The following is a 23,971-nucleotide window of genomic DNA, read 5'->3' as shown; positions in this document are numbered from 1 at the left end:
TCCCCGGACGCCGACCATGCTGCAGACCCTGGCCATCGCCCACTATCGTTCGCTGCACGGGCTCGTACTGCCGTTGCAGCAGTTGAATGTGGTGACCGGTGACAACGGCAGTGGCAAGTCCAGCCTGTACCGTGCCCTGCGCCTGCTGGCAGAGACCGCGCAGGGCGGCGTCGCGGCGGTGCTGGCCCGCGAAGGCGGGCTGGGCTCGGCGCTGTGGGCGGGTCCGGAAAAGATGGACCGTCGGGTTGCTGCCGGCGAAATCCCCCTGCAGGGCGGCCCACGCCAGGAATCGGTGGGATTGAAGCTGGGCTTCGCCACTGACGAATTCGGCTACGCCATCGATCTGGGCTACCCGCCGCCCAGTCGATCGGCCTTCGCACTGGACCCGCAGATCAAGGCCGAGGCGATCTGGGCCGGCCCGTTCCTGCGCAGCGCCAACCTGCTGGTCGACCGTCGTGGAGCGATGGTGCGGCAACGCCATGCGCGCGGCTGGGATCTGGTGGATGACCGGTTGTCGCTGTTCGACAGCCTGTTCACCCAGGTCGGCGATCCGCAGCGCCTGCCGGAAACCATCGCCCTGCGCGAGTACATCCGGCGTTGGCGCTTCTACGATCATTTCCGCAGTGATGCCGATGCCCCGGCGCGGCAACCGGCGATGGCCACGCGCACGCCGGTGCTGCATCACGACGGCCGGGATCTGGCGGCGGCCTGGGTCACCATCCTCGAGATCGGTGACCCGGTGGCGTTGGCACGCAGCGTCGACGATGCGTTCCCGGGCGCCACGGTCGGCTTCGAGGAGCTGGATGGACGCTTGGCGCTGCGTTTCCACCAGCCTGGGCTGCTGCGGCCCTTGTCGATGGCCGAACTGTCCGACGGCACGCTGCGCTTCCTGCTGCTGGCCGCTGCGCTGCACACGCCGCGTCCACCGCCGCTGCTGGTGCTCAACGAGCCGGAGACCAGCCTGCATCCGGACCTGCTGCCGGCGCTGGCGCGGCTGATCATCGCAGCCAGTGCGCGCAGCCAGGTATGGGTGGTGTCGCACGCCAGCCGGCTGATCGCGGCGCTGGAACAGGCGCCAGGGTGCCATTCGCTGCATCTGTACAAGGAACAGGGCCGCACGCTGTTGAGCGGGCAGGGCCTGCTGGATGCACCTGCATGGCACTGGCCGCAGCGTTGATACGGGCATCCACGTCATGCGTGGATGCACTCAATCGGCGATGTTGCGCGCCTCGGCCGTGCCAAGAATCTCCGGATGCTGCACCGGCTTGCGGCGGTTCAGCAGCGGATGCAGGAACACGGCGCCTACGATGATCGCCACGCCGAGGTAGAACCACGGGGTGACTTCGTGCTGCTCGCGCAGCAGCACCACCGCCAGCACCACCGCATAGACCGGCTCCAGGTTGGTCACCAGCTGCACCGTGTAGGCGCTCAGGTGGCGCAGTGCGACCAGGGCCAGGGCAAACGGCAGCAGCGTGCAGAACCCGGCCAGCACCAGCAGCAGGATGCCGTCGTGCAGGTCCGGGACCACCCACAACGGGCTGGCCAGCGCAGGCAGCAGGTAGGGCATCAGCGGCGCCAGCAGGGTCAGGGTGAGGGTGCCCGCACCCAGCTCCAGCGCGGTGACCGTGAGCGGATCGGCGTGGCTGACCATGCGCTTGTTGAGCGAGCCGAACACTGCCACCAGCAGCGCCGAGATCGCGCCGATCAGCACACCCAGGCGCATGCCGTCGGGCACGCCACCGACCACCAGCGCGACACCCGGCAGCACCGCCAGGCCGAACGCCAGTTCACGCAGCTGGAATGGCCGCTTGGCCACCCACGGTTCGATGATCGAGGTGAACACCGGCGCCAGCGCGATGCAGGTGGCGGCCACCGACGCATTGGCCAGCTTTACCGCGCCGTAGAACGTCAGCCAGTGCAGGGCGACCAGGGCGCCGATGCCGGCATAACCGGCCACCAGCCGCACTGGCAGCGTACGCAGTCCACGCCAGACCCGCGGCAGCAGCGCCAGCATCGCCGTCACCAGCAGCATGCGCCACCACACCAGCGGCAGTGCGGGCAGGGTGATCAGCTTGCCGAGGATGGCGGTGACGCCCCACAGCAGGACACAGAAGTGAATCTGCCACAACGCTTTGCGGGTGTCGGGTGTGCTCATCCGCCTATTGTGCGGCAATCGCACGGCCGCCGGCGATGCCTGTGGCATGCTCGCGGAAACTCCCCAGGGGAACCCCGCAATGGCTGCCAACCGTTCCGCCCAGCGTGCATGGGCAGCGCTGACTGCACTGATGGCGGCCACCTCGTTGCTGCTGCAATACCTGTTGCTGCTGCATGGCCCCGGGGCGGCTGCCGGGGTCGGCATGGCGACGCTGCGCTTCGTTGGTTACTTCACGATTCTCAGCAACCTGGCGGTGTGCCTGGGATGCGTCTGGCTGATCCGTGCGGGTGTGCTGAACGCGACTGTCGCCGCGGTGATCGCGTTGTGCATCGGGGTGACCGCGTGCATCTACGTGCTGGCGTTGCAGGGGCTGTGGCAACCCACCGGGCTGCAATGGTGGGTCGATGCCGGCCTGCACTACGCTGTGCCGGCGCTGTACCTGCTGGGGTGGTGGTGGCTGCTGCCGCATGGCGCGCTGCGCTGGCGCGCACTGGGCGGGGTGCTGCTGGTACCGCTGGTGTACCTGGGCTGGGCGATGCTGGTGGCCGAAGTGACAGGACAGGCGCCGTATCCGTTCCTCGAACTGCAACGCCTGGGGCTGGCGGCGTTCCTGCTCAACGTGCTGCGCGTTGCGAGCGTGTTCGTGGTGGGGTGGACCCTGCTGTGGGGGCTGGACCGCTGGCGCTGTCGATGAGGCGCTGCAGGGCCATCGCTGCCGCCGGGTTGCGCGCTTTGCCTGCGCCGATGCACAGCAGGTAGACCTCGCGCGGGGCCTCCGCAGCGGGCCCGGCCAGGCAGGGCAGGTCATCCACTGGTTCACCGCGTGACCAGCGGCGTGCGCGTTCGGCCCAGCGTTGCTGCACGGGCGCCGGCAGGCCCTCGTTCAAGCGGGCCTGGCTGCGCTTGATCCGCGCATAGACGAAGCCGGCACTGACATCACCGTGCAATGGCGCCTCGTCGCTGTCCTCGATCACCAGCGCCACGCCATGGCGGCGGGCGGCGTCGACCAGTGCCGGGCCATGTGCCTCGGCGTTGCGGACCTCCAGCGCATGCTGCAGCGGCACCCCGTCCAGCTGCTTAGGCAGCTGTGCCATCAGCGCCTCCAGTGCATCGGCGTCGGCCGGGTGGCGCGGATCGAACTGCCACAGCAATGGGCCGAGCCGGTCACCGAGCGCCAGTGCCGCCTGCAGGAACGGTGTGGCCGCTTCCACGGTGCTGGACAGGTCGCGTCGCTGCACCAGGTAGCGCGGCGCCTTCATCGAGAAGCGGAAACCGTCGGGTGTCTGCGCAGCCCATTGCGCGCACTGGGCCGCAGTTGGCGTGCGGTAGAACGTGCCGTTGATCTCGATGCAGCGCAGGGTGCGGCTGGCGTGGGCCAGTTCCTCCCGCTGCGGCAGGCCTGCTGGATAGAACACACCGCCGCGCCATCCGGGAAACACCCAGCCGCCGATGCCGCAGCGGATCTCTGCCTGCCGGCCGGCCGTGGTCACTGGCCGTGGTCCGTGCGCCACGGGTCGTAGCTGCCGAACCACCACAGGTAGCCTTCCGGGTCGGCGCAGGCGTAGCCGCGTCCGCCATAGTCCTGGTCGGCGATGTCGATGACGATGCGGGCACCGGCGGCCTTGGCCCGCGCGTAGTGCGCATCGGCATCGGTGACGATCACGCAGGCGCTCTGGGTCTGGCGTCCGCCGACCTCGTCAGGCAGGGCAGCGTGTTTGCTCCACGCACTCTGGTTGCTGGCCGAGCCCAGCATGATCATGCCGCTGCCGAAGGTGAGCTGCGCATGGAAGACCGTATCGCCATCGGCGTAGACGGCCTGGGCATGGAAGCCGAAGGCGCGCTGCAGCCAGTCGATGGCGGCCTGCGCGTCGCGATAGCGCAGGCACGGAATGATCGTGGAGCCGCTGCTGGGTTGGCCGTTCTCGCCCATGACACCCCTCCTATGGCACAGGGCAGGATGCGCCGCCGGACGTTACCATCCCGCGAAACCCCGGTGACGGCCTGCACATGGCCGCCACCCCTGTTCGGAGATCGTGCTGGATGAAACCCTGGATCGGAGGAGCCGTGCTGCTGGCGTGCACGACCATGGCGAGCGCGGCGACCCCGCCGCCGCTGCAGGACCTGGATGCGACCGTCGAGCGCGTGCGCGCGCAGTTCGACGTGCCCGGCATTGCCGTAGCGGTGGTCAAGGATGGCGAGGTGGTGCTGGAGCGCGGCTGGGGCGTGCGCGAGCAGGGCAAGCCGGAACCGGTGCAGGCCGATACGCTGTTTGCCATTGCGTCCAACACCAAGGCGTTCACGGCCACCTCGCTGAACCTGCTGGCGGAAGAGGGCAAGTTGAAGATGGACGACAAGGTGATCGACCACCTGCCGTCGTTCCGCATGTCCGACCCGTTCGTGACCGGGCAGATGACGATCCGCGACCTGCTGTCGCATCGCAGCGGCCTGAGCCTGGGCGCCGGTGACCTGCTGTTCTGGCCAACCACGTCCTACAGCAACGCCGAAGTAGTGCAGCGGCTGGGCAAGGTGCCGCTGAAGGGCGGCTTCCGCGAAAGCTATGCCTACGACAACATCCTGTACGCGGTCGCCCAGCAGGTGATCGAGCACGTCTCGGGCGTGAGCTACCAGCAGTTCCTGCAGACCCGCATCTTCGACAAGGTGGGCATGGCCGGCACGCGCTACAACGCCGACCACCTGAAGCCGGGTGACACGGCGGCGGTCGGCCACGCCAAGTACGATTTCAAGGACCTGCGCACCGTCGCACCGCTGACCTGGTCGAACAATGCCGGCGCCGGTGGCATTTATTCCAGTGCGCACGACATGGCGCGCTGGATGCAGGTGCAGCTGGCCGAAGGCAAGCTGGCCGACGGCACTCCGCTGTTCAGCGAAAAGAGCCAGCAGCAGATGTGGCGGATGATCACCCCGCAGTCGATCCCGGCGCCGAGCGTGCCGGAGCTGGCACCGGCACGGGCCAACTTTGCCGGCTATGGCGAAGGCTGGAGCCTGAGTGACTATCGCGGCCGGAAACTGGTCTGGCACACCGGTGGCTGGCCGGGCATGGTCTCGCGCTTGACCCTGGTGCCGGGCGAGAAGCTGGGCGTGGTGGTGCTGACCAACCAGGAAGTGGGCGCGGCGTTCAACGCGATCACCCTGAGCGTGCTTGATGCCTATCTGGGCGGCGACAAGCACGACTGGGTGGACGCCTATGCCAAGGCCGTGGCCAAGGGCCAGGACAAGGCCGACGAGGCCTGGGCCAAGCATCAGAGCGCGCGCGACAAGGGCAGCAGGCCGTCGCTGCCGCTGGCCGGCTACACCGGCACGTTCCGCGACCGCTGGTATGGCGACATGCAGGTCAGTGCCGCGGGCAAGGGCCTGCGCCTGCGCTTCATGAAGACCGCGCAGCTGAGCGGCCGCCTGGAGCACTGGCAGCACGACACCTTCATCGTGCGCTGGGATGACCGCTCGCTCAACGCCGATGCGTTCGTGAACTTCAGCCTGGACCCGGACGGCAAGGTGCGCGAGGTGCGCATGCAGTCGATCTCCGACCTGACCGATTTCAGCTTCGATTTCCAGGACCTGCTGTTCACCCCGGTCAACGAATGAAGGTAGTGCCGGCCGCTGGCCGGCAACCTCATGATCTTCCGAAATGCCGCAAGGTTGCCGGCCAGTGGCCGGCACTACCGGAGCGGCGGCGATCATCGGCTGGCGTACACATCCGGCGTGGGATACTTCGCCGCTTGCAAGAGGCGAGGGAGTGCGATGTTCCGTTGGTTTGAATCCCTGATCCCGGTGTTCCCGCCCGTGGATGGGCGCATGCCACCGCGCAAGGTGCTGCCGTTCTACCTGCACTACCTGCGCCCGGTGTGGCCGGTGCTGCTGGCGACCCTGATCGCCGGCCTGCTGCTGGCGCTGGTGGAAGTGGCGATGTTCGATTACCTGGGCCGCATCGTCGACATGGTCGCCGAGCAACCGGGGGCCGATTTCTTCAAGCACCATGCCAATGAACTGGGCTGGATGCTGTTCATCACGGTCATCGCGCGGCCGATCCTGGTCGGCCTGCACAACCTGCTGGTCAACCAGGCGATCGTGCCCGGCCTGAGCAACCGCTCGCGCTGGCTGATGCACAACTACGTGGTGCGGCAGAGCCTGAGCTTCTTCCAGAATGACTTCGCCGGCAGCGTCGCCAACCGGGTGATGCAGACCGGTACCTCGCTGCGCGAGTCGGCGGTGCAGATGGTCGACTCGCTCTGGTACATCGTGGTCTACACCGGCACCGCGCTGTACCTGTTCGCGCAGGCGGACTGGCGGCTGATGGTGCCGCTGATCCTGTGGCTGCTGGCCTATGCGGTGATCATGGTCTACTTCGTGCCGCGCGCGAAGGAACGGGCCTGGATTGCGTCCGAAGCGCGTTCCAAGGCGATGGGCCGCATCGTCGATGGCTACACCAACATTCCCACGTTGAAGCTGTTCGCCCATGGCGGGCGCGAGCAGGCCTATGTGGCCGAATCGATCCAGGAACTGGCGGTCAAGCACCGCGCGCAGACCCGGGTGACCACCGGCATGGACCTGACCATCGCCATCGTCAACGGTTTCCTGATTGCCGGTACCTGCGGGCTCGCGCTGTGGTTGTGGAATGGCGGCCACATCACCGTCGGCGCGATCACGCTGGCGACCGGCCTGGTGATCCGCATCCACAACATGTCCGGCTGGATCATGTGGACCATCAATGGCATCTTCGAGGACATCGGTACGGTGCAGGACGGCATCACCACCATCGCCCAGCCGCTGACCGTGCAGGACCGCGAGGACGCGGTGCCGTTGCAGGTGACCCGCGGTGGTGTGCACTTCCAGGACATCCACTTCCACTACGGCAAGAAGGGCGGCGTGATCGCAGGCCTGGACCTGGTGGTGAAGCCGGGCGAGAAGATCGGCCTGGTGGGTCCTTCCGGTGCCGGCAAGTCGACCCTGGTCAACGTGCTGCTGCGCCTGTACGACCTGGAAAGCGGCCGCATCCTGATCGACGACCAGGACATTGCCTACGTCACTCAGGAAAGTCTGCGCCAGCAGATCGGCGTGGTCACCCAGGACACCTCGCTGCTGCATCGCTCGATCCGCGACAACCTGCTGTACGGCCGTCCGGACGCGACCGATGAGCAGTTGCGCGCTGCGGTGGCCAAGGCGCGTGCCGAAGCCTTCATCGACACGCTGGTGGATGGGCAGGGGCGTCGTGGTTACGACGCACATGTCGGCGAGCGTGGCGTGAAGCTGTCAGGTGGCCAGCGCCAGCGCATCGCCATTGCCCGCGTGCTGCTGAAGGACGCCCCGATCCTGGTGCTGGACGAAGCGACCTCGGCGCTGGACTCGGAAGTGGAAGCGGCGATCCAGGACAGCCTGGATGAGCTGATGGGCGGCAAGACGGTGATCGCGATCGCGCACCGGCTGTCGACCATCGCACGCATGGACCGGCTGGTGGTGATGGACCAGGGCCGCATCGTCGAGACCGGCAGCCACGCCGAACTGATCGCCGCCGGTGGTCTGTACGCGCGCTTGTGGGCGCGACAGACCGGTGGTTTTGTGGCCGCCGATCAATGATTGCTTTCGGGGTCGGAGCCTTCTCTGCGAGCAGGATCCGACCCTGGCCACGTATGCCTTGGGGTCGGATCCCTTTCCGCAGGAAAGGGCTCTGACCCCAACGTGTTTCCGGAGACCTGCATGATCCGACCCGTACGCTCCTTGTCGCTGGCACTCATTCTGGCCACCACGGCCGCAACTGCGGCGACGGCACCGGTGCAAGGCGACCAGCTCGAGCAGGTCGTCCTGCTCAGCCGCCACAACCTGCGCGCGCCGGTGGTGGCGTCGGGCGCCCTTGCCCATGCCACGCCGGAACGCTGGCCACGCTGGGACGTAGGCCCCGGCGAGCTGACCACCAAGGGCGGCGTGCTGGAGGTCTACATGGGGCGCTACATCGGCCAGTGGCTGCGCCAGGCGCAATTGTTGCCGGCGTCGGGTTGCCCGCAGCCGGCTGACTTCCACGCCCATGCCAACAGCCTGCAGCGTACCCAGGCCACCGCGCAGTTCTTCATTGCCGGTGCGTTTCCGGGCTGCCATGTTGCGGTCGAACAGCGCATGGCGCTGGGGACGATGGATCCGCTGTTCGACCCGGTGATCCACAACGATGACGCGGCATTCCGCAAGCGCGCGCTGGCGGCAATGCAGCAGGCGCTGACAGCATCGGATCTGGCACCCGCACTGTCCGTGGTGGAGGAAATCACCCGTTACCCGCAGTCGGCGGCCTGTACGGGGCGCAGCGACTGTCATCTGGTGCTGGGCGACACGACCTTCAATGCGGAGCCGGGCAAGGAGCCACGCGCTTCGGGTTCACTGGCACTGGCCAGCGGTCTGGTCGATGCCCTGCTGATGGAGCATTACCAGGGAAGTGGCGTTCCGCGCGAAGGTTGGGGCCGCTTGAACACGGAAGGCCAATGGCTGGCGTTGGCGCAGATCCGCAACCGCTACCAGGACATCCTGTTCGGAACACCCGCGGTGGCGCGTGACGTGGCCGCTCCGCTGCTGGCGCGCGTGGATGCGTCGTTCGGTGATCCGGCGTCGCCGAAGGTGACCCTGCTGGTCGGCCACGATTCCAATATCGGTTCGGTGCTGGCGGCGTTGGGAATCAGCGACTACAGCCTGCCAGGCCAGTACGAGAAGACGCCGATCGGCGGCCTGCTGCAGTTCGAGCGTTGGCGTGACCGCCAGGGCGGTGGCGAGCGGTTCCGCCTGGCCTACGTCTATCCGACCACCGCGCAGCTGCGCGATGCCGTGCCGCTGACCGAGGCGCAGCCGCCGGGACGCGTCGCACTGCCCTTGCCGGGCTGTGACCGGCAGGGCTGCAGCCGTGCGCAGTTCCAGCAGCTGCTACAGCGGGCCCGTCGCTGAAACAGGGGGCTATCGCAGCGGCGTGCGCACGATGCCCTGCGCAGCCATCAACGTAAGGTCGCCGCCCAGCCGTGGGGAACGGAACGGTCCGCGTGCATGCGCGGCATCGAACAGGCCGCCATCGGGTGAGCGCAAGCGGTAGAACTCGACCCAGCCGCTGGCCTGCAGGGGCAGCTGTGCAACGCCGGTGTGTTCGTTGAACCATGCAGGGTCCTTGCTGCCTTCGATGACGCGGCGGGCAAGACGGTCAATGGCGTGATCCCTGCTGGCGTACCAGTCCTGGCCGCGCAGCCGTGCCAGCTCGGCCATCATCACCAGCGGCGCCAATGCGTAGTCGTGGTAGTGCAGGGCGCGTTGCCCGCGCGCCATCTCCAGCGGCAGGCTGCCATCGTCCTGGATGTCATCGACGCCCTTCTGGAAGGCGGCGTGGCCGGCTTGCCACAGGGCATCGTCGTCGGTGGCCAGTCCGGTCGCCAGCACGCCCAGGCCGCCCCAGTAGTAGTGGTTGTTGCGGCGCCGTTTCGGATTGTTCCAGTACGCCAGGTTGGCCCGGGCCAGCCTCTGCAACCACGGATCGATGCGCGCGCGCTGCCGGGCATCTGCCTGGTCGTGCACCTTCAGGTAGGCCATCGCTACCGCATCGAGCATCCACTGCCGCATGTAGAACGACTGGTTGTTGTTGACCCGGATCATCTGCCCGAGCATGGCGCCGTCGTCGGCCCACGCACCCAGCCAGGCCAGTGTGCATTGCGCCGCCGCCCGGTCACCGGTGCGCAGGTAGTCATCGCTCATGCGTGCCACGTCGGCGGCATAGCGGTCCAGCGGCGCGGTTGCGTCCTTGTTCTGCTGGTGCAGTACCGGGTCGATCACCGAACCGGCCTTGTCGGTGTAGTAGCCCAGGGCACGGATGTCGGGCTGTCCCGCCGGTGGCGGCGGGCAGGCAGCGTAGGCAGGAGTGCTGGCCAACAGCGCGGGCAGCAGCGCAAGACGCAAGAGGGGGAGAGACATGGACGCCGGCGGAAGGGGGAACCTGGCGAAAGATGCGCCCGGAGTTGTTCGCCAAGTGTGAGGTCACGCACGCCCGATGTGCAACGGTTCAGGACCGGAGCGGCTCCAACGTGGCGGGAAGGATGCGTTGCCCTGTAGGCGACGCGTGCCCTTCTGGGCTGCGGGGTTGCGATGTAGTCTGCGGGTGATTCACCTACTCTGGAGATCGACCATGAAAATCACGGACTTTCTGGTAATGGATCACTATGGCGACCAGATCGACGCCGATCCCCATGGCAACAACATTGCATTCTGCTGTTTCGACTGCGGGCATCCCATACTGGCCGTCGCGCTGGAGAACCAACGTGGGTTTGATGAAGTGCATCCGGCGGCATGCCGGGGCTGCAAGGTGAAGTACTTTCTTGATATCCGCAGCAATGCCGGGAAGCTGTACATACACCGGATGTGAGGCCGTCGGGCGCTTCAAACGAGAACGGCCCGGGAAGCCCGGGCCGTGAGGTGCTGCCAGAGCCGCGGGGCATTCAGCCCCGCAGCCGATCACTCGATCGGCTGGTCCAGCATCAGCTGGCGTGCGAAACGCACCGGCGGTGCGCCGTAGGACAGTACCTGGTCGTGGTACGCCTTCAGGTTGAACTTGTCGCCCAGCTTTTCCTGCACCGCCTTGCGGGTGTCGAAGTGTTCCTGCGCACCCACGAAGTAGGTCGGCAGCTGCGCCGAGGTCAGCTGCGCGCGCACCCACTTGCCGGCCGCTTCGCTTTCCTGCTGGAACGCGTCGTGGGTCATCAGGTGCATCGCCTTCTCGCGATCCCAGTTGTCCACGTGCACGCCCTGGTCGAGGATCGCGTTGGAGATCGTGCGCAGGTAGAACTTCAGCTGCACCAGGTGGAACAGCGGGTCGTTGTCGAGGTAGCCCTGCTCCTGCATCATGCGCTCGGTGTAGACCGCCCAGCCTTCGGCGAACAGGCCCGAACGCAGCACCGCACGCAGGGTGGAGGGGAACTTGGCCGAGTGCCAGCCTTCCAGGTAATGGCCCGGGGTGCCTTCGTGGATGCTCAGCAGGTGGATCATGCGCGAGTTGTATTCACGCAGGAACGAGTCGACCTGCTTCTCGTTCCAGTCGTCCGGAATCGGCGACACGGCGTAGAAGGTCTTCAGGTTCTTGTCCAGCGGGCCCGGAGAATCGCAGTAGGCCACGGCCACGCCACGCTGGAATTCCGGCATCAGGATGATGTCCACCGGCGCATCGGGCAGGGTCACCAGGTCGTGCTCGCGCACGAACGCGGTGGACTGCTCCAGCGCGGCCTTGGCATCATCGACCACCTTGTCGCGCGCCGGCTTGTCGGCGTAGGCCAGTTCCAGTGCGGCCTCGATCGCCTTCTGCTGCTGCTCGTCGGTCGGCTGGGCCGGCATCTCCGGCGCACCCGGCTTGTCCTTCAGTACGGTCTGCGCGATGCCGTACATGTCCTCGCGCACGCGCTTGAGTTCGGCGCGTGCACGCTCACCGATCTCCTGGCGCGACAGCGAGGAGCTCAGCGCGAACTTCAGCTTCTGGTCGTACTTTTCCGCACCAATGCGGAAGTCGCCCTTGGCGTTCGGCACCAGGGTCTTGTCCAGCCAGGTCTGCTGCTCGTCCACGGCCTTCTTCAGGCCGTCGATGGCGGCCTGCAGGCGCTGCTGGTCGGCCTGCGGCAGTTCGCCGATGTGCGGGGTGATGAAGGTATCGACGATGCTGAGGATGCCCTTGTTCTGCTTGGCCACCGTCTCGGCATGGATCTTCGGAACGCGGGCCGGATCCAGGTTCTCGCGTGCCTGGGCGAAGATCGCCGGCAGCTTTTCCATGCGCGCGGTCGCCGACTTCAGGCGTTCCGGCAGCGGCGCGAACTCCCGGGCCATCAGGCCATAGATCGCGCTGCCGGCGATGCCGTTGTACAGCTGCGGGTCCCACTTGCCGGACTGGAGCACTTCGGCGTTCCAGATTTCCGACTGCAGCTGGTTGCGCAGGATCGCCGCGTCCACCTGGTTCTCGCGGCCCAGCTTGGCCACCTCGATCTTGTCCAGCTCGCCCAGCAGCGCCTTGTAGGCGGCCACGGTCTTCTGCTGGCCGGCGGCGCTCAGGTCGTCCAGTTCGCTGTCGTAGCGGTGGTCACCGATCTGGGTGGCGCTGACCGGCGACAGCTGCATCCAGGTGTCCAGGGCGCGCTTGGACAGATCGGCGAAGGCGGCATCGACCGCCGCGTCACCGGCCTGCTGGCTGGTGGCCGGGGTGGAAGCGTTGGTCGGGGCGTCGGCAGGCTGGCAACCGGCCAGCGCAGCGACCAGGGCGAGGGCAAGAAGATGCGGGCGCATCGGCATTCCTGTACGGGGTCAAACCCTGAGCATAGGGCCCCGTCGCTGCTTTGTCCCCGTGCCATAGGATTACCATGGGCGGTTTCAAGGACCCTCCAAAGGAGCGCAGGACATGGAATACCAGGGAAGCTGCCATTGCGGCAGGATCGCATTCACCGTACAGGCCGAGGCGCCGATCAGCGACGTCATCGACTGCAACTGCTCGATGTGCCGCCGTCGCGGCAGCCTGCTGTGGTTCGCCCCGCGCGAGGCGTTCCAGCTGGCCACCGATCCGGCTGACGTGGCCACCTACCACTTCAACAAGGCGCATATCGACCACCACCACTGCCGCCGATGCGGTATCGCCCCCTACAGCGAAGCGATCGATCCGCGTACCGGCACACCGATGGTGGCGGTGAACGTTCGCTGCGTGCCGCAGGTCGATCTGGCCGGTCTTTCGGTGACCTCCTACAACGGAGCCGCGCTGTGAGGCCGCTGTGCGCGTGGACGCGCACGCTGGCAGTGCCGGTGCTGCTGTTGGCACTGGCAGCCTGCGCCAAGAACGGTGAGCGCGCTGCAGAGGCGGGCGCGACCGCGGCCGATGCCGCTGTTGCTTCGCCGGAAGGCGCATTCCTGGCCTACGAACATGACGTGCAGGTGCAGCTGGAGGCGGCGCAGATCGCACCGCGCATCCAGCAGATCGCCCAGGCCTGCCAGAGCGCGAAGTTCGGCGACTGTGCAGTGTTGCAGGTCGACCAGCGCGGCGGCGAGCAGCCCAGCGGTGAAGTGAAGGTGCGCATCGCGCCGAAGGGCACCGAGCCGCTGATCGCGATGGCCGGTGAGGGCGGCACGCTGCAGTCGCGCAACACGCGCGCGGAGGACCTCGCGCAGGAAGTAGCGGACACCGCGCTGACCAAGTCCCGGCTGGACAAGGAACACGCGCGGCTGTTGTCCTACCAGGACCGCAAGGACCTGAAGATCGAGGACCTGATGGCGATCACCACGCGGCTGTCGGAGATCGAAGCAGGCGTCGAGCAGGCCAACAAGGATGCCGCACAGCAGCGTCGGCGCATCGATACCCAGCTGGTGACGATCCACTTCGACACCACCTCGGGCCAGCGCAGCCGCAGCGAGATCGGCGAGGCGCTGAGCGAGTCGGGCAGCATCCTCAGCGGCAGCATTGCGTTCCTGATCCGCGCCGTCGCCGCGTTGCTGCCGGTGGGTGTGCTGGCCCTGGTCGTGGCCTGGGGTGTGCGGGCGTGGTGGCGTCGCCGCCGTCGCACGCTGCCGCCCACCCGCTGAGGTGACGGCTGATGCCGGCAGGGAGCCGGCGTCAGCCCTCGTCGGTCTCGTACTCGACGAACACATCCAGCTCCAGCGCCAGTTCCTGCACCGCGTCGCGCACCTTCTGCGCGGTGCTTTCATTGCCGACTTCCACTTCCAGCTCGTGGATGCCCGGGCCGATGTCATCGGACAGCCCGGCCGAACTGGAATCGTCGTCGTCCATGTGTGGCATCAGGTCGTCGGTTTCCTCGACATGTTCGATGCCCTCCAGGCCGAGCAGCAGGTCGCTGATGGCGCGGGCGTCGTCTTCGGTTCCGGTGATGCGCAGTCGCAGCATGGCCATGGCGTAGGTACGTTGTGGAGTTGCCTGCAGCCTAGCCAGCGCCGGGCAAAGAACGGGTGAGGGCGCAGTCAGGCGCGTGTGGCCGGGCGTCCGAGCAGGCTGTCCGGCAATGCGGGAATCGGCGTGCGTTCGTCCTGCGCCTGCTCCAGCAACCAGTCGATGAACAGGCGTGCGGCCGGGCTCGGCGGTTGTCCTTCGGCATGCACCACGTGATACGCATAGCGCGCCTTCAGCGCCGGGCCGGGCAGGCGTACCACCTCGTAGCGCTGCAGGTAGGGCTGCGCGATGTGGGTACGTGCCAGCACCGCGCCCATGCCGTACACCGCTGCACGCATCGCATCGGTGCTGTCGGCGAAGGTGTGCATCGGCGGCAGCGGCGAGGGCGGGCGCACGCCGGCATGACGGAACCAGTCGCGCCAGCCCTGCGGCGACAGGTCGGTCAGCAGCGGCAGGTCGGCGATGCGCGCCGGATCGACCAGTGCTTCGACCCCGGCCAGCGCCGGCGAGGCCACCGGGAACAGGTAGTCGTCCATCAGGTGCTGCGCACGCAGGCCCGGCCACTGGCCCAGACCGTAGCGGATGCCGACTTCCGGCCCATTGTCGTCGTAGCGATCCAGGCCGCTGCCGGTGTGCAGCTCGATGCGGATGTGCGGATGGGCCTGGGTGAAGCGCGGCAGCCGTGGCAGCAGCCAGCAGTAGGAGAGCGAGCGCAGCGTGGTGATCCGCAACGGCACGCTGTCGGCATCCGGCTGCAGGTGATGGGCGACGGCCGCGACATCGGTGAAGGCGGCGCTGGCGGCGTCGGCCAGTTGCCGGCCCTCGGCGGTCAGGCGCACGCCGCGGGCGTGGCGCAGGAACAGGCGTACTTCCAGCACTTCTTCCAGCCGGCGCACATGGTGGCTGACCGCGCTGGCGGTCAGGTGCAGCTCCTGCGCGGCCTGGGCGAAGTTCTGGTGGCGCGCGGCGACCGCGAACACGGCCAGTGCGGGGAGCAGGGAAGGGCGTAGCTGCATGTCGAGCCTCAAACCATATTTGTGGCTGGCAGCGATACTACGCGCTTGTGCGGCAGGCGTCTGCGCCCGATCCTGTCTGCCTTGACGAGGAATTGACGATGGACGGAGGCGAGGCATGAATGCGGTCCCACAGGCAGCCGAGCGCGACTGGCGCACACCGCTGGAGTTGACCCTGCTGGGCGCCATCTGGGGCTGCTCGTTCCTGTTCATGCGGGTGGCGGTGCCGTCGTTCGGTCCGTTCGCGCTGGTCGAGGTGCGGCTGGTGCTGGGCGCGCTGGTGCTGCTGCCGTTCCTGTGGCGTGCCCGCGCGCAGTTCCCACCGCGGCGCTGGCTGTGGCTGGCACCGATCGGGCTGATCAACTCGGCGCTGCCGTTCGTGCTGTTCGCCTACGCGGCCGAGCGAGCCCCTGCGGCGATCGGCGCCATCTGCAATGCGATGACCGTGCTGTTTGCCGCGCTGATCGCCTTCCTGTTCTTCGGCGAGAAGATCGGCATGCGCCGCGCGGGCGCGTTGCTGGTCGGCTTCGCCGGCGTGGTGGTACTGGCCACGGCCAAAGTCTCGGGCCTGAGCATCGGCACTGCAGTGCTGGCTGGTGCCGCGGCTTCGTTGCTGTACGGCCTGGGCGTGAACCTGGTGAAGCGGCACATGACCGGCCTGCCTTCGGCGGCGGCCGCTGCTGCAACGCTGTCGTGTGCCTCGCTGTGGATGCTGCCGATGGCGGTGACCCACTGGCCGCAGGCGGCGATTCCGCTGAAGGCGTGGGGCGCGGCGATTGCCTTGGGCGTGGCCTGCACCGGGCTGGCGTTCCTGATGTTCTACCGCCTGATCGGTCGTATCGGCCCGTCGCGGGCGTCGACGGTGACCTACCTGATTCCGCTGTTCGGCGCGGCGTTTGCGTGGTTGTTCCTGGGTGAGCCGGTGACGTTGCAGATGTTGATTGCCGGTGTGTTGATTCTGGGCAGCGTGGCGGTGAGTCAGAAGGGCTGAGCGCGCCGACGCACTGGTAGTGCCGGGCGCTGCCCGGCAGCTCTTTTCCACGCCTGCGGAGAGGTGTCACTTTCTTTGCTCGTGCAAAGAAAGTAACCAAAGAAACACGCCGCCAGGCCGCGAGCCGGTGCTGCGCACCGGTGCCCTGCGCTCCTCGGCCCGTCGAGGGACGGCGCGGGAACTCGCTGCGCTCAGACACCCGCGCCTCTTCGCCCTCGCCAGACCTGCGGTGCTCGGCTCGCTCAAGGCGGACTGGAAGGTCAAGATCAACAGCAAAAGCATCCACGCATTGCGTGGATCTTCTGGATGCAGCTGTGGCCTTTGAACTGGGTCCGCCTTGAGCGACCCGAGCATCGCAGGGGAATCAGGTGCGAAGAGGTGCCGATGTCCTGTAGAGCCGACTGCTAGTCGGCTGCCTTGTGTACACCGTCCCCTGATTCACCGAGAAGCGCAGGGGACCGACGTGCGAAGCACGGCGGCTCGCGACCTGGCGGCGCGTTTCTTTTGGTTACTTTTCTTTGCGTACAAAGAAAAGTAACGCCCATGAACAGTGAAGCACCTTCAGCACGCGTCACGCGCAGGAAACCATCAGCGAACCGGCACCGGAATATTGCACAGATCGATATGCCCGGCCGGACGCTTGTAGAAATCATCCACGCGGTTGCGCCGCGCCTCCACCGTATCGGCGAAGGTCTTCGAGTCGGTACGCAGTACCTGGATCGGCGTGCGCTCGGCTGCCGGCACGTCGCTGGCGCGGCGGATCGACACGATCGGCGTGCGCAGTGTCGGGTCGGTGTAGAAGCCCATCGGCGCCGGCCCGCGCGGCGTCGCGCTGAGCAGCTCCATGCCCTTCAGCACGCGACCGACCAGGGTGATGTTGCGGTCCAGTTGGCGCGGCGACTGTCCGGTCACCACGTACAGTTCGGCACCGATGCTGCTGTCTTCCTCGTTGCTGCGGCCCGCGCCCAGCATGCCGTAGCAATGTGCCAGCCAGGCCTTGCCGGCCTGCGGGTCCTGGCCGACCGGGAAGCCGTCGACAAAACCGGTCTGCGCGGCCCAGCCATCGCGGTCCGGCAGCACGGTGACCTTCAGGCCGGCGCTGGCGCGCTCGAACTCGGCCGGCAACTTGCGCGCGGCGCTGCCGAACGGCTTGGCCTTGGCTGCGTCATCGGCGTCGGCATCGCCGAACTGCACCACGAAGTTGTCCTGCGAGCGGTAGATGCTGGTGCCGTCCCAGAAATGCTCGTGGGCGAAGGTCTGGATGTTGGCGACATGGCGCGGGGCGAACTGCGGTGCCAGCTCGATGATGACCCGACCGGCCGGCAGGTCCATGTACAGCAGGTTGGCCGGGTCCGGGGTGCGCCAGTCGCTGGCCGCCGAGGCGTCGAGGATCTGCTGAGGGCTGCGGTAGGGCGTGGCCGCGCTGGCCAGGGCGGGCAGCAGGCAGGCCAGGGCGAGGGCGGTCAGGGCAAGGCAACGGCGGTGCGGCATGGGAACCCCGGAACATGAACGAGGCTTCGATTCTGCGCGAGCCGCGCAGCGGCGCCAACCGGGAGAGTGACTAACGACACATTCGCTATACCGAACTTCGCACTACTGTGGACTTCAACGTAGTGGAGGGCCGGTCATGTCCGAGGACGATGTCCACCTGAAGAAGTTCCAGAAGGAGCTCAGCGCCGGAACGGTGTCGCTGGCCCTGCTGGCGGTGCTGGCCCGGGCCGGGGAGCCGCTGTACGGCTACCTCATTGCCAAGGAGCTGGAGCGGGTGGGCGAGGGCGTGCTGAGCGGCAAGCAGAGCGCGCTGTACCCGGTACTGCGCAACCTGGAGGGCGCCGGCCTGCTGGAAAGCCATGTGGAACCTTCCAGCAGCGGGCCGCCGCGGCGCTACTACCGCATCAACGAACGTGGCCGCGAGGTGCTGGCGCAGTGGCGCCAGGCCTGGCAGGCCACCCGCGATTCCGTCGATTCCGTGTTGGAGGGGGTACCGCAATGAACGACCCGAGCCTGGCAGGCCGCGCCCTGCCCACGACCATCCCGCAGTACCTGGCGCAGCTGCGCGCGGCGCTGGAAGGTGCCGATCCGGCGATGGTGCAGGACGCGCTGTACGACGCCGAGGAATACCTGCGCTCGGAGCTGGCGGCGCAGCCCGGCCGCAGCGAGGCCGAGGTGATCGCCGACGTTGCCGGCAGCTATGGCGCGCCGGATGAAGTGGCCGACATCTACCGCGAGACCGAAGTGACGGTGAACCGCGCGCTGCGTACGCCGCGTGCGGATACCGCGCCGGTGCTGCGTGCAGCGGCGGAAGCCAGTGGCGTCGAGCCGGCCTCACCGCCGCAGGCGCCGGTGCAGCGTTCGCTGCTGGCGCGCTTCTTCGGCGTGGTGACCGATCCGCACACCTACGGTGCGCTGTTCTACATGCTGCTGTCGCTGGCCACCGGCATCTTCTTCTTCACCTGGGTGGTGACCGGCCTGTCATTGTCGCTGGGCCTGCTGATCCTGATCATCGGCATTCCGCTGACCGTGCTGTTCTTCGGCTCGGTGCGCGGGCTGGCGCTGCTGGAAGGACGGCTGGTGGAAGCGCTGCTGGGCGAGCGCATGCCGCGCCGCCCGCGTTACACCGACCGCAGCCGCACCTGGCTGCAGCGCATCGGCGACATGTTCACCGATGGCCGTACCTGGTTGACGCTGCTGTACTTCGTGCTGATGCTGCCGCTGGGCATCATCTACTTCACCATCGCGGTGACGTTGCTCTCGCTGTCGCTGAGCCTGATCTGGGCGCCGGTCGCGGCGATCTTCAGTGGTGACATCCCCGGCGTGTACATCAACGACGTGAATGTACTGCCGATGGCGGCCTCGCCGCTGGTGGCGATCGCGGTTGCTGCGGCGGGCGCACTGCTGCTGGTGCTGACGATGCACCTGGCACGCGGCATCGGCAAGCTGCATGGGCTGATTGCCAAGAACCTGCTGGTGCGGTTGTAAGCGGGCGCGCATGCTTCGGCAGGTGCCAACCTTGGTTGGCACAAGCCATCAGCGCCGGGACGTTTGGTGGGCTTTGCTTTGGCAGGTGCCAACCTTGGTTGGCACGATCCATCAGCTGCAGGGATTCACGGTAGAGCGCCAACCAAGGTTGGCATCTACCAAGGCGTACCGACCAAGGTCGGCACACGCCAGAGGCGAGTTACCCCGCCTTGCGCCGCAACGGGGTGACGTTGCTCTTCTTCTTCGCGGCCTTCGCCGCCGGGGCTTCGGCATGCGCGGCGAAGAAGTCGCGCACCTTCGGGTACACCACCTCGCGCCAGCGACGGCCGCTGAAGATGCCGTAGTGGCCGGCACCTTCGACGATGAAATGCTCACGGCGGTCCGCAGTGATGCCGGTGCACAGCGCCTGCGCGGCTTCGGTCTGACCAAGGCCGGCGATGTCGTCCAGCTCGCCTTCGATGCTCAGCAGCGCGGTATCGCGGATCGCCGACGGATCGACCTTCTCGCCGTTGACCACCCACTCGCCACGCGGCAGCAGGAAGTCCTGGAACACCACGCGGATGGTATCGAGGTAGTACCTGGCCGGCATGTCCAGCACCGCGTTGTACTCGTCGTAGAAACGACGGTGCGCGTCGGCGTCTTCCAGGTCGCCCTTGACCAGGTCGGTGTAGAAATCCCAGTGCGAGCTGAAGTGGCGGCTCGGGTTCATCGACAGGAAGCCGGCGTGCTGCAGGAAGCCCGGGTACACGCGGCGGCCGGCACCCGGATAGCTGGCCGGCACGGTGTGGATGACGTTGTTCTCGAACCACGACAGCGGGTTCTGCGTGGCCAGGTTGTTCACTGCGGTCGGGCTGCAGCGCGCATCGATCGGGCCACCCATCATCACCAGCGTGCGCGGCGTCGGTTCACCACGGCTGGCCATCAGTGAAACCGCGGCCAGCACCGGTACGGTCGGCTGGCACACGCTCACCACGTGCAGGCGTTCGACGCCGAGGTGGCGGATGAACTCCTGGATGTAGGCGATGTAGTCATCCAACCCGAACTCGCCTTCGCTGGCCGGCACCATGCGCGCGTCGACCCAGTCGGTGACGTACACGCGGTGGTCGCGCAGCAGCGTGCGCACGGTGTCGCGCAGCAGCGTGGCGTGGTGGCCGGACAGCGGCGCCACCACCAGCACGAACGGCTGGTTGAGCATGGTGTGCAGCTGGTCGGCTTCATTGCTGTGGCGCTTGAAGCGCAGCAGCTTGCAGAACGGCTTGCTCACTTCCTCGTGCACGACGATCGGCACGCGCTCGCCATCGACGTCGATTTCGTTGATGCCCCACTCGGGCTTCTCGTAATCCTTGCCGATGCGGTGGAAGAGTTCATTGACCGCCGCCAGGCGATCAGCACCGGGCATCTGCGACCACCAGTGGCCCTGGTTGGCGAAGAACCTGGCGTTGGCCTGGGCCTGGTGCACCCAGGGAGCGAGCAGGTTGCGGGTCAGTTCGTGCAGTTGATAGAGCATGACGACCGAATATGTATGGTCATATGTTGCCGCGCAGCATATCCCATCCGGGTGTCCCGCAGGTTAAGTCGGCTGAAAATAATGAATCCGGATTCACATCCGTTCCAGCGCGGCCGCATCGCCTGCCAGGGCGGGGCCGAGCCAGCAGTGCGACCCTACCGGCTGCAGGCCCTGGCGGGCCAGCGTGCGGCGGTACCAGCGCGCCGGTCGGGCCTGGAAGCCGTCGTGGTCGCCTTCGAACGCGTCCTCGGCGGCGAAGGTCTCCAGGAAGGCCACGCCGCCGGTCAGCTCGGCCACGCCGGCCAGTCCTGCACGCAGCTCGCGGTCGGGCACGTAGTGCATCACGTCCGAACACACCAGCAGGTCAACCGGGGCGCAGGGCCGCAGCCAGGCGAAGTCGCCGAAGCGGGCCAGGTGCAGGTTGCGGGTCCTGCCGTAGCGGCGCACAGCGTACTCGCTGCTGTCGAAGCCGAGATATTCGACCTTCGGACGCAGCTTCAGCAGCGGCGCGCGCCAGGCGCCTTCACCGCAGCCGATATCCAGCACGCTGCGGATCGGCCGCTCCAGGTAGTACTCGGCGCTGGCCACGGCCAACGCCACCTTGCGCGCCAGGCGGGCGCTGCCGCCGATGTCGGCACGGCGGTACCAGCGTTGGAAGTAGGCGGCGTCGTAGGTCTTGTCCATGGGGCAGTGCGCGATCGGCTAAAACGGCGCCTATCGTACGGTGTTGCGGCGCGCCATGCGTCGATGTGTCGCGGCGCGCGTGCCTGCGGCGGCTTCGCCACGGCATGCGAGAATGGCCGCCAACCTACGCCAGCCGCCGGAGCGAGCGCATGCAGAGCTACTACTGGGTCAAGACCTTCCACATCGTGTTCGTGGTGGCGTGGATGGCCACGGTGTTCTACCTGCCGCGCATCCTGGTGAACCTGGCCGAGACCGCGGGCCAGCCGGCGGTGACCGAGCGCCTGCAGCTGATGGGCCTGCGCCTGTACCGCTTCGGCCACTCGATGTTCGGCCTGGCGTTCCTGCTCGGCCTGGTGCTGTGGCTGGGCTACAAGGTCATCCCCGATTTCCCGACCATGGTGGCGCCGGGAGCTGCCGGCTGGCTGCACGCCAAGCTGGGGCTGGTGGTGGTGCTGCTGGTGTACTTCGGCTGGACCGGCCGCCTGCTCAAGGGCGTGGCCAAGGGCCGGGCACTGCCGTCGTCGCGCGCGCTGCGCTGGATCAACGAGATCCCGCTGCTGGCGTTCATTCCGATCGTGTGGCTGGTGCTGGCCAAGCCGTTCTGAGGCGGGGTCACCTGCGTCCGGTAGATCCACGCCATGCGTGGATGCTGTCAGGGCGCAAACGAAGGAGCCGGGCAAATGCCCGGCTCTTTCATTTCTGCAATCACCTCGTGTTGCCGGCCAGCGGCCGGCACTACCGGGCTTAGGCCGCTTCGTACGTGCCGTAACTGCGCAGGCGCGTGTAGCGCTGTTCCAGCAGCTGTTCGGTGGACAGCTTGTCCAGCGCGTCCAGTTCGTTCAGCAGCACGGCCTTCAGGCGCTTGGCCATCTGCGTCGGGTTGCGGTGGGCGCCACCGGTCGGCTCGCGCACGACCTTGTCGACCAGGCCCAGGCTCTTCAGGCGCGGCGCGGTCAGGCCCAGCTGTTCGGCCGCTTCCTTGGCCTTGCCCGCGTCCTTCCACAGGATCGAGGCGCAGCCTTCCGGGGTGATGGTCGAGTACACCGCGTATTCCAGCATCACGGTGCGGTCGCCCACACCCAGTGCCAACGCACCGCCGGAGCCGCCTTCACCGATCACGGTGCAGATGATCGGCACCTTCAGCTCGGCCATCTCGATCAGGTTGCGCGCGATCGCTTCGGACTGGCCGCGCGACTCGGCGTCGATGCCCGGCCAGGCGCCGGCGGTGTCGATCAGGGTCAGCACCGGCAGGCCGAAGCGCTCGGCCATCTTCATCAGGCGCAGTGCCTTGCGGTAACCCTCCGGCTTGGGCATGCCGAAGTTGCGCTTGATCTTTTCCTTGGTGTCGCGGCCCTTCTGGTGGCCGATCACCATTACCGCGCGGCCATTGATGCGGGCCAGGCCGCCCATGATCGCCTTGTCGTCGGCGAAGGCGCGGTCACCGGCCAGCTCCTGGAACTCATCGAACATGACGCGGAGGTAGTCGGCGGTGTACGGGCGCGACGGGTGGCGGGCCAGCTGCAGCACCTGCCACGAGGTCAGGTTGCGGAAGATCTGCGCGGTGCGCATGCGCAGCTTGTCCTGCAGCGCGTGCACTTCCGCCTCGACATTGACCGCCGGCCCGGCACTGGCGTTGCGCAGCTCCTGGATCTTGGCTTCCAGGTCGGCGATGGGTTGCTCGAAGTCGAGGTAGTTCGGATTCATCGGAAGCCGTCGTGTAAAGAAGGGGGGAATTCTAGCCGAATGCGTGCAAACCACCCGTACGCCTTCGTCTGGAAGGCGACGGTAGCGCAGCCGGGCAGGGGGCGCCAGTCAGCTCAGGGCACCACCAGGGCGCTGCGGCCCATCAACTGGCTGCGCTGGGAGACGAAGTCGTTGTAGGCCTCGTTGGCTTCCCGGCCAAGGCCGCTGCCCAGGGTGGCAGTGGCCGAGGTGAAGGCCATCTGCGCGGCGAAATCCTGCTTGCGCAGGGCCTTCTGTTCATCGGCGGTGGTGGCCTTCAGCCAGCGCGCATAGACCTCGCGCAGGGGCGCGGCGTGGGCCTCGAAGGCCGGCACCAGCGCCGGCAGGCTGGCCGGGGCCGGTTCCAGGCTGTAGGCCGGGGCCACGTAGCCACCTGGCTGTTCGCGCTTGAACGCGCCGGGCTCGCCCATGCCTTCTTCCACGTAAGCGATGAAGTCGGGAGCGGTGAACACCTTGGCCACGATCTGGCCGCCGCTGGAATCAACGTGGGCCACCACCTTTTCCTTGGGGAAGGGTTCGCGCACGCCGTAGGTCCAGGTCTTGTCGATGAACAGGTCGTGGCGCTTCTCGAACGGGCCTTCGAAGTCGACGCCGCCGAGCTGGATACCGCTGTTGCCGACGCCGAAGTTCTTCACCTTGCTCTCGTCGGTGACGTAGATCTCGCGGGCGATCACGTACTCGCTGAGGGTCGGATTGATCAGCCCGCCACGACCGTCGACGTAGACGATGAAGCGCACATCACCGAGCTTGTCGGTATGCAGGCGATGCTCGCCGACAGCGAGCGAGACCGGGCGCGAGCCCTGTGCGGCCACCGGCAGGTCCTGGCCGTCGATGCTCAACGCCAGCGGCGTGTCGGTCGGGTTGTCGATCTGGAACTCGATCTTCGACGGGGAGCAGGCGGCCAGGGCCAGTGCGGCAGCGAACGGGAACAGCAGGGTCTTCATCGGCAATCGTCCTTGATATTTGGAACGGGGAAACAGGGGAGACAGGACAGTGAGGGAGCCAG

Annotated in this window: 24 protein-coding genes; 12 read left to right on the top strand and 12 right to left on the bottom strand. The window is 67.1% G+C overall.

What is annotated here, in order from left to right; genetic code table 11:
* Nucleotides 1–16: 16 nt before the first annotated feature.
* Entirely contained in the window at nucleotides 17–1,177 is a 1,161-nt protein-coding gene (locus tag AC5P53_RS10925; RefSeq protein WP_014646469.1) for an AAA family ATPase, read from the top strand.
* A 30-nt stretch (nucleotides 1,178–1,207) separates the two neighbouring features.
* Here the strand turns inward: AC5P53_RS10925 and AC5P53_RS10920 are convergent, their stop codons facing one another.
* Complete coding sequence (locus AC5P53_RS10920) at nucleotides 1,208–2,155, bottom strand: DMT family transporter (RefSeq protein ID WP_014646470.1); 948 nt, start codon at nucleotides 2,153–2,155, stop codon at nucleotides 1,208–1,210.
* A 79-nt stretch (nucleotides 2,156–2,234) separates the two neighbouring features.
* Between AC5P53_RS10920 and AC5P53_RS10915 the strand changes: the two genes are divergently transcribed.
* Nucleotides 2,235–2,849, top strand: a complete 615-nt coding sequence (locus AC5P53_RS10915) for a Pr6Pr family membrane protein (RefSeq protein ID WP_049441536.1) — start codon at nucleotides 2,235–2,237, stop codon at nucleotides 2,847–2,849.
* On the opposite strand, the gene AC5P53_RS10910 is transcribed toward AC5P53_RS10915, so the two are convergent.
* Together AC5P53_RS10910 and AC5P53_RS10905 are read right to left on the bottom strand one after the other, a co-directional pair.
* Nucleotides 2,770–3,645, bottom strand: a complete 876-nt coding sequence (locus tag AC5P53_RS10910; RefSeq protein WP_111206628.1) for a DUF72 domain-containing protein — start codon at nucleotides 3,643–3,645, stop codon at nucleotides 2,770–2,772. The two genes, AC5P53_RS10915 and AC5P53_RS10910, sit on opposite strands and share 80 nt — an antisense overlap.
* Nucleotides 3,642–4,085, bottom strand: coding sequence for a VOC family protein (locus AC5P53_RS10905; protein ID WP_014646472.1), 444 nt, complete (start codon nucleotides 4,083–4,085; stop codon nucleotides 3,642–3,644). Before AC5P53_RS10905 ends, AC5P53_RS10910 begins: the two co-directional genes overlap by 4 nt.
* A gap of 110 nt (nucleotides 4,086–4,195) precedes the next feature.
* On the opposite strand from AC5P53_RS10905, the gene AC5P53_RS10900 reads away from it, so the two are divergent.
* From AC5P53_RS10900 to agp, 3 genes are all read left to right on the top strand, one after another.
* Complete coding sequence (locus AC5P53_RS10900) at nucleotides 4,196–5,758, top strand: serine hydrolase (RefSeq protein WP_241886628.1); 1,563 nt, start codon at nucleotides 4,196–4,198, stop codon at nucleotides 5,756–5,758.
* Between the two features lie 156 nt (nucleotides 5,759–5,914).
* On the top strand, nucleotides 5,915–7,747 hold the full coding sequence (smrA, locus tag AC5P53_RS10895) for a multidrug efflux ABC transporter SmrA (RefSeq protein WP_241886629.1): 1,833 nt from the start codon (nucleotides 5,915–5,917) through the stop codon (nucleotides 7,745–7,747).
* A gap of 120 nt (nucleotides 7,748–7,867) precedes the next feature.
* Entirely contained in the window at nucleotides 7,868–9,091 is a 1,224-nt protein-coding gene (gene agp, locus AC5P53_RS10890) for a bifunctional glucose-1-phosphatase/inositol phosphatase (protein ID WP_241886630.1), read from the top strand.
* 9 nt (nucleotides 9,092–9,100) lie between these two features.
* On the opposite strand, the gene AC5P53_RS10885 is transcribed toward agp, so the two are convergent.
* Complete coding sequence (locus AC5P53_RS10885) at nucleotides 9,101–10,099, bottom strand: polysaccharide lyase (protein ID WP_241886631.1); 999 nt, start codon at nucleotides 10,097–10,099, stop codon at nucleotides 9,101–9,103.
* Nucleotides 10,100–10,310: 211 nt separating this feature from the next.
* On the opposite strand from AC5P53_RS10885, the gene AC5P53_RS10880 reads away from it, so the two are divergent.
* Nucleotides 10,311–10,547 (top strand): hypothetical protein, encoded by a 237-nt coding sequence (locus AC5P53_RS10880; protein ID WP_046429698.1) that lies wholly within the window; start codon nucleotides 10,311–10,313, stop codon nucleotides 10,545–10,547.
* 89 nt (nucleotides 10,548–10,636) lie between these two features.
* On the opposite strand, the gene AC5P53_RS10875 is transcribed toward AC5P53_RS10880, so the two are convergent.
* A complete protein-coding gene (locus tag AC5P53_RS10875) occupies nucleotides 10,637–12,445 on the bottom strand; it encodes a DUF885 domain-containing protein (RefSeq protein ID WP_032956825.1) in 1,809 nt (602 codons plus the stop codon).
* A 112-nt stretch (nucleotides 12,446–12,557) separates the two neighbouring features.
* Here AC5P53_RS10875 and AC5P53_RS10870 point away from each other — a divergent pair, with 112 nt between their 5' ends.
* Both AC5P53_RS10870 and AC5P53_RS10865 read left to right on the top strand, forming a co-directional pair.
* Nucleotides 12,558–12,914, top strand: coding sequence for a GFA family protein (locus tag AC5P53_RS10870; RefSeq protein WP_241886632.1), 357 nt, complete (start codon nucleotides 12,558–12,560; stop codon nucleotides 12,912–12,914).
* Nucleotides 12,911–13,726 (top strand): DUF4349 domain-containing protein, encoded by an 816-nt coding sequence (locus AC5P53_RS10865; RefSeq protein ID WP_241886633.1) that lies wholly within the window; start codon nucleotides 12,911–12,913, stop codon nucleotides 13,724–13,726. The genes AC5P53_RS10870 and AC5P53_RS10865 overlap by 4 nt, the downstream gene beginning before the upstream one ends.
* Before the next feature lie 31 nt (nucleotides 13,727–13,757).
* Here the strand turns inward: AC5P53_RS10865 and AC5P53_RS10860 are convergent, their stop codons facing one another.
* Entirely contained in the window at nucleotides 13,758–14,051 is a 294-nt protein-coding gene (locus tag AC5P53_RS10860) for a hypothetical protein (RefSeq protein ID WP_005408721.1), read from the bottom strand.
* A gap of 68 nt (nucleotides 14,052–14,119) precedes the next feature.
* A complete protein-coding gene (locus AC5P53_RS10855; protein ID WP_014646480.1) occupies nucleotides 14,120–15,064 on the bottom strand; it encodes a LysR substrate-binding domain-containing protein in 945 nt (314 codons plus the stop codon).
* A 115-nt stretch (nucleotides 15,065–15,179) separates the two neighbouring features.
* Here AC5P53_RS10855 and AC5P53_RS10850 point away from each other — a divergent pair, with 115 nt between their 5' ends.
* Entirely contained in the window at nucleotides 15,180–16,052 is an 873-nt protein-coding gene (locus AC5P53_RS10850; RefSeq protein ID WP_014646481.1) for a DMT family transporter, read from the top strand.
* Between the two features lie 588 nt (nucleotides 16,053–16,640).
* On the opposite strand, the gene AC5P53_RS10845 is transcribed toward AC5P53_RS10850, so the two are convergent.
* The gene (locus tag AC5P53_RS10845) at nucleotides 16,641–17,543 is read right to left on the bottom strand and encodes a peptidylprolyl isomerase (protein WP_075075656.1); all 903 of its coding nucleotides are present in this window, start codon (nucleotides 17,541–17,543) and stop codon (nucleotides 16,641–16,643) included.
* Nucleotides 17,544–17,679: 136 nt separating this feature from the next.
* Here AC5P53_RS10845 and AC5P53_RS10840 point away from each other — a divergent pair, with 136 nt between their 5' ends.
* Nucleotides 17,680–18,045, top strand: coding sequence for a PadR family transcriptional regulator (locus AC5P53_RS10840; protein WP_004150914.1), 366 nt, complete (start codon nucleotides 17,680–17,682; stop codon nucleotides 18,043–18,045).
* Nucleotides 18,042–19,031 carry a sensor domain-containing protein gene (locus tag AC5P53_RS10835; RefSeq protein ID WP_142234456.1) on the top strand — a complete coding sequence of 330 codons (990 nt, stop codon included), beginning with the start codon at nucleotides 18,042–18,044 and terminating at the stop codon, nucleotides 19,029–19,031. The genes AC5P53_RS10840 and AC5P53_RS10835 overlap by 4 nt, the downstream gene beginning before the upstream one ends.
* 199 nt (nucleotides 19,032–19,230) lie before the next feature.
* On the opposite strand, the gene AC5P53_RS10830 is transcribed toward AC5P53_RS10835, so the two are convergent.
* The gene (locus AC5P53_RS10830) at nucleotides 19,231–20,538 is read right to left on the bottom strand and encodes a polyhydroxyalkanoate depolymerase (protein WP_014646484.1); all 1,308 of its coding nucleotides are present in this window, start codon (nucleotides 20,536–20,538) and stop codon (nucleotides 19,231–19,233) included.
* A 93-nt stretch (nucleotides 20,539–20,631) separates the two neighbouring features.
* Nucleotides 20,632–21,222 (bottom strand): class I SAM-dependent DNA methyltransferase, encoded by a 591-nt coding sequence (locus AC5P53_RS10825; protein ID WP_014646485.1) that lies wholly within the window; start codon nucleotides 21,220–21,222, stop codon nucleotides 20,632–20,634.
* Nucleotides 21,223–21,371: 149 nt separating this feature from the next.
* Between AC5P53_RS10825 and AC5P53_RS10820 the strand changes: the two genes are divergently transcribed.
* A complete protein-coding gene (locus AC5P53_RS10820; RefSeq protein WP_014646486.1) occupies nucleotides 21,372–21,827 on the top strand; it encodes a CopD family protein in 456 nt (151 codons plus the stop codon).
* 139 nt (nucleotides 21,828–21,966) lie between these two features.
* On the opposite strand, the gene AC5P53_RS10815 is transcribed toward AC5P53_RS10820, so the two are convergent.
* Both AC5P53_RS10815 and AC5P53_RS10810 read right to left on the bottom strand, forming a co-directional pair.
* Entirely contained in the window at nucleotides 21,967–22,926 is a 960-nt protein-coding gene (locus AC5P53_RS10815) for an acetyl-CoA carboxylase carboxyltransferase subunit alpha (RefSeq protein WP_014646487.1), read from the bottom strand.
* Nucleotides 22,927–23,039: 113 nt separating this feature from the next.
* Nucleotides 23,040–23,909 (bottom strand): hypothetical protein, encoded by an 870-nt coding sequence (locus AC5P53_RS10810; protein ID WP_014646488.1) that lies wholly within the window; start codon nucleotides 23,907–23,909, stop codon nucleotides 23,040–23,042.
* Nucleotides 23,910–23,971: the final 62 nt, after the last annotated feature.

Source organism: Stenotrophomonas sp. YJH_SMC_82 (assembly GCF_059368875.1).
Note: the sequence above shows the minus strand (reverse complement) of the source record. Positions and strands in the feature narration are given on the sequence as shown.

Excerpts from the sequence above, each read along its gene's own strand:
- AC5P53_RS10925 (WP_014646469.1), top strand. The coding sequence starts at position 17 with ATGCTGCAGACCCTGGCCATCGCCCACTATCGTTCGCTGCACGGGCTC.
- AC5P53_RS10920 (WP_014646470.1), bottom strand. The coding sequence starts at position 2,155 with ATGAGCACACCCGACACCCGCAAAGCGTTGTGGCAGATTCACTTCTGT.
- AC5P53_RS10915 (WP_049441536.1), top strand. The coding sequence starts at position 2,235 with ATGGCTGCCAACCGTTCCGCCCAGCGTGCATGGGCAGCGCTGACTGCA.
- AC5P53_RS10905 (WP_014646472.1), bottom strand. The coding sequence starts at position 4,085 with ATGGGCGAGAACGGCCAACCCAGCAGCGGCTCCACGATCATTCCGTGC.
- AC5P53_RS10900 (WP_241886628.1), top strand. The coding sequence starts at position 4,196 with ATGAAACCCTGGATCGGAGGAGCCGTGCTGCTGGCGTGCACGACCATG.
- smrA (WP_241886629.1), top strand. The coding sequence starts at position 5,915 with ATGTTCCGTTGGTTTGAATCCCTGATCCCGGTGTTCCCGCCCGTGGAT.
- agp (WP_241886630.1), top strand. The coding sequence starts at position 7,868 with ATGATCCGACCCGTACGCTCCTTGTCGCTGGCACTCATTCTGGCCACC.
- AC5P53_RS10885 (WP_241886631.1), bottom strand. The coding sequence starts at position 10,099 with ATGTCTCTCCCCCTCTTGCGTCTTGCGCTGCTGCCCGCGCTGTTGGCC.
- AC5P53_RS10880 (WP_046429698.1), top strand. The coding sequence starts at position 10,311 with ATGAAAATCACGGACTTTCTGGTAATGGATCACTATGGCGACCAGATC.
- AC5P53_RS10875 (WP_032956825.1), bottom strand. The coding sequence starts at position 12,445 with ATGCGCCCGCATCTTCTTGCCCTCGCCCTGGTCGCTGCGCTGGCCGGT.
- AC5P53_RS10870 (WP_241886632.1), top strand. The coding sequence starts at position 12,558 with ATGGAATACCAGGGAAGCTGCCATTGCGGCAGGATCGCATTCACCGTA.
- AC5P53_RS10860 (WP_005408721.1), bottom strand. The coding sequence starts at position 14,051 with ATGGCCATGCTGCGACTGCGCATCACCGGAACCGAAGACGACGCCCGC.
- AC5P53_RS10855 (WP_014646480.1), bottom strand. The coding sequence starts at position 15,064 with ATGCAGCTACGCCCTTCCCTGCTCCCCGCACTGGCCGTGTTCGCGGTC.
- AC5P53_RS10850 (WP_014646481.1), top strand. The coding sequence starts at position 15,180 with ATGAATGCGGTCCCACAGGCAGCCGAGCGCGACTGGCGCACACCGCTG.
- AC5P53_RS10845 (WP_075075656.1), bottom strand. The coding sequence starts at position 17,543 with ATGCCGCACCGCCGTTGCCTTGCCCTGACCGCCCTCGCCCTGGCCTGC.
- AC5P53_RS10840 (WP_004150914.1), top strand. The coding sequence starts at position 17,680 with ATGTCCGAGGACGATGTCCACCTGAAGAAGTTCCAGAAGGAGCTCAGC.
- AC5P53_RS10835 (WP_142234456.1), top strand. The coding sequence starts at position 18,042 with ATGAACGACCCGAGCCTGGCAGGCCGCGCCCTGCCCACGACCATCCCG.
- AC5P53_RS10830 (WP_014646484.1), bottom strand. The coding sequence starts at position 20,538 with ATGCTCTATCAACTGCACGAACTGACCCGCAACCTGCTCGCTCCCTGG.
- AC5P53_RS10825 (WP_014646485.1), bottom strand. The coding sequence starts at position 21,222 with ATGGACAAGACCTACGACGCCGCCTACTTCCAACGCTGGTACCGCCGT.
- AC5P53_RS10820 (WP_014646486.1), top strand. The coding sequence starts at position 21,372 with ATGCAGAGCTACTACTGGGTCAAGACCTTCCACATCGTGTTCGTGGTG.
- AC5P53_RS10815 (WP_014646487.1), bottom strand. The coding sequence starts at position 22,926 with ATGAATCCGAACTACCTCGACTTCGAGCAACCCATCGCCGACCTGGAA.
- AC5P53_RS10810 (WP_014646488.1), bottom strand. The coding sequence starts at position 23,909 with ATGAAGACCCTGCTGTTCCCGTTCGCTGCCGCACTGGCCCTGGCCGCC.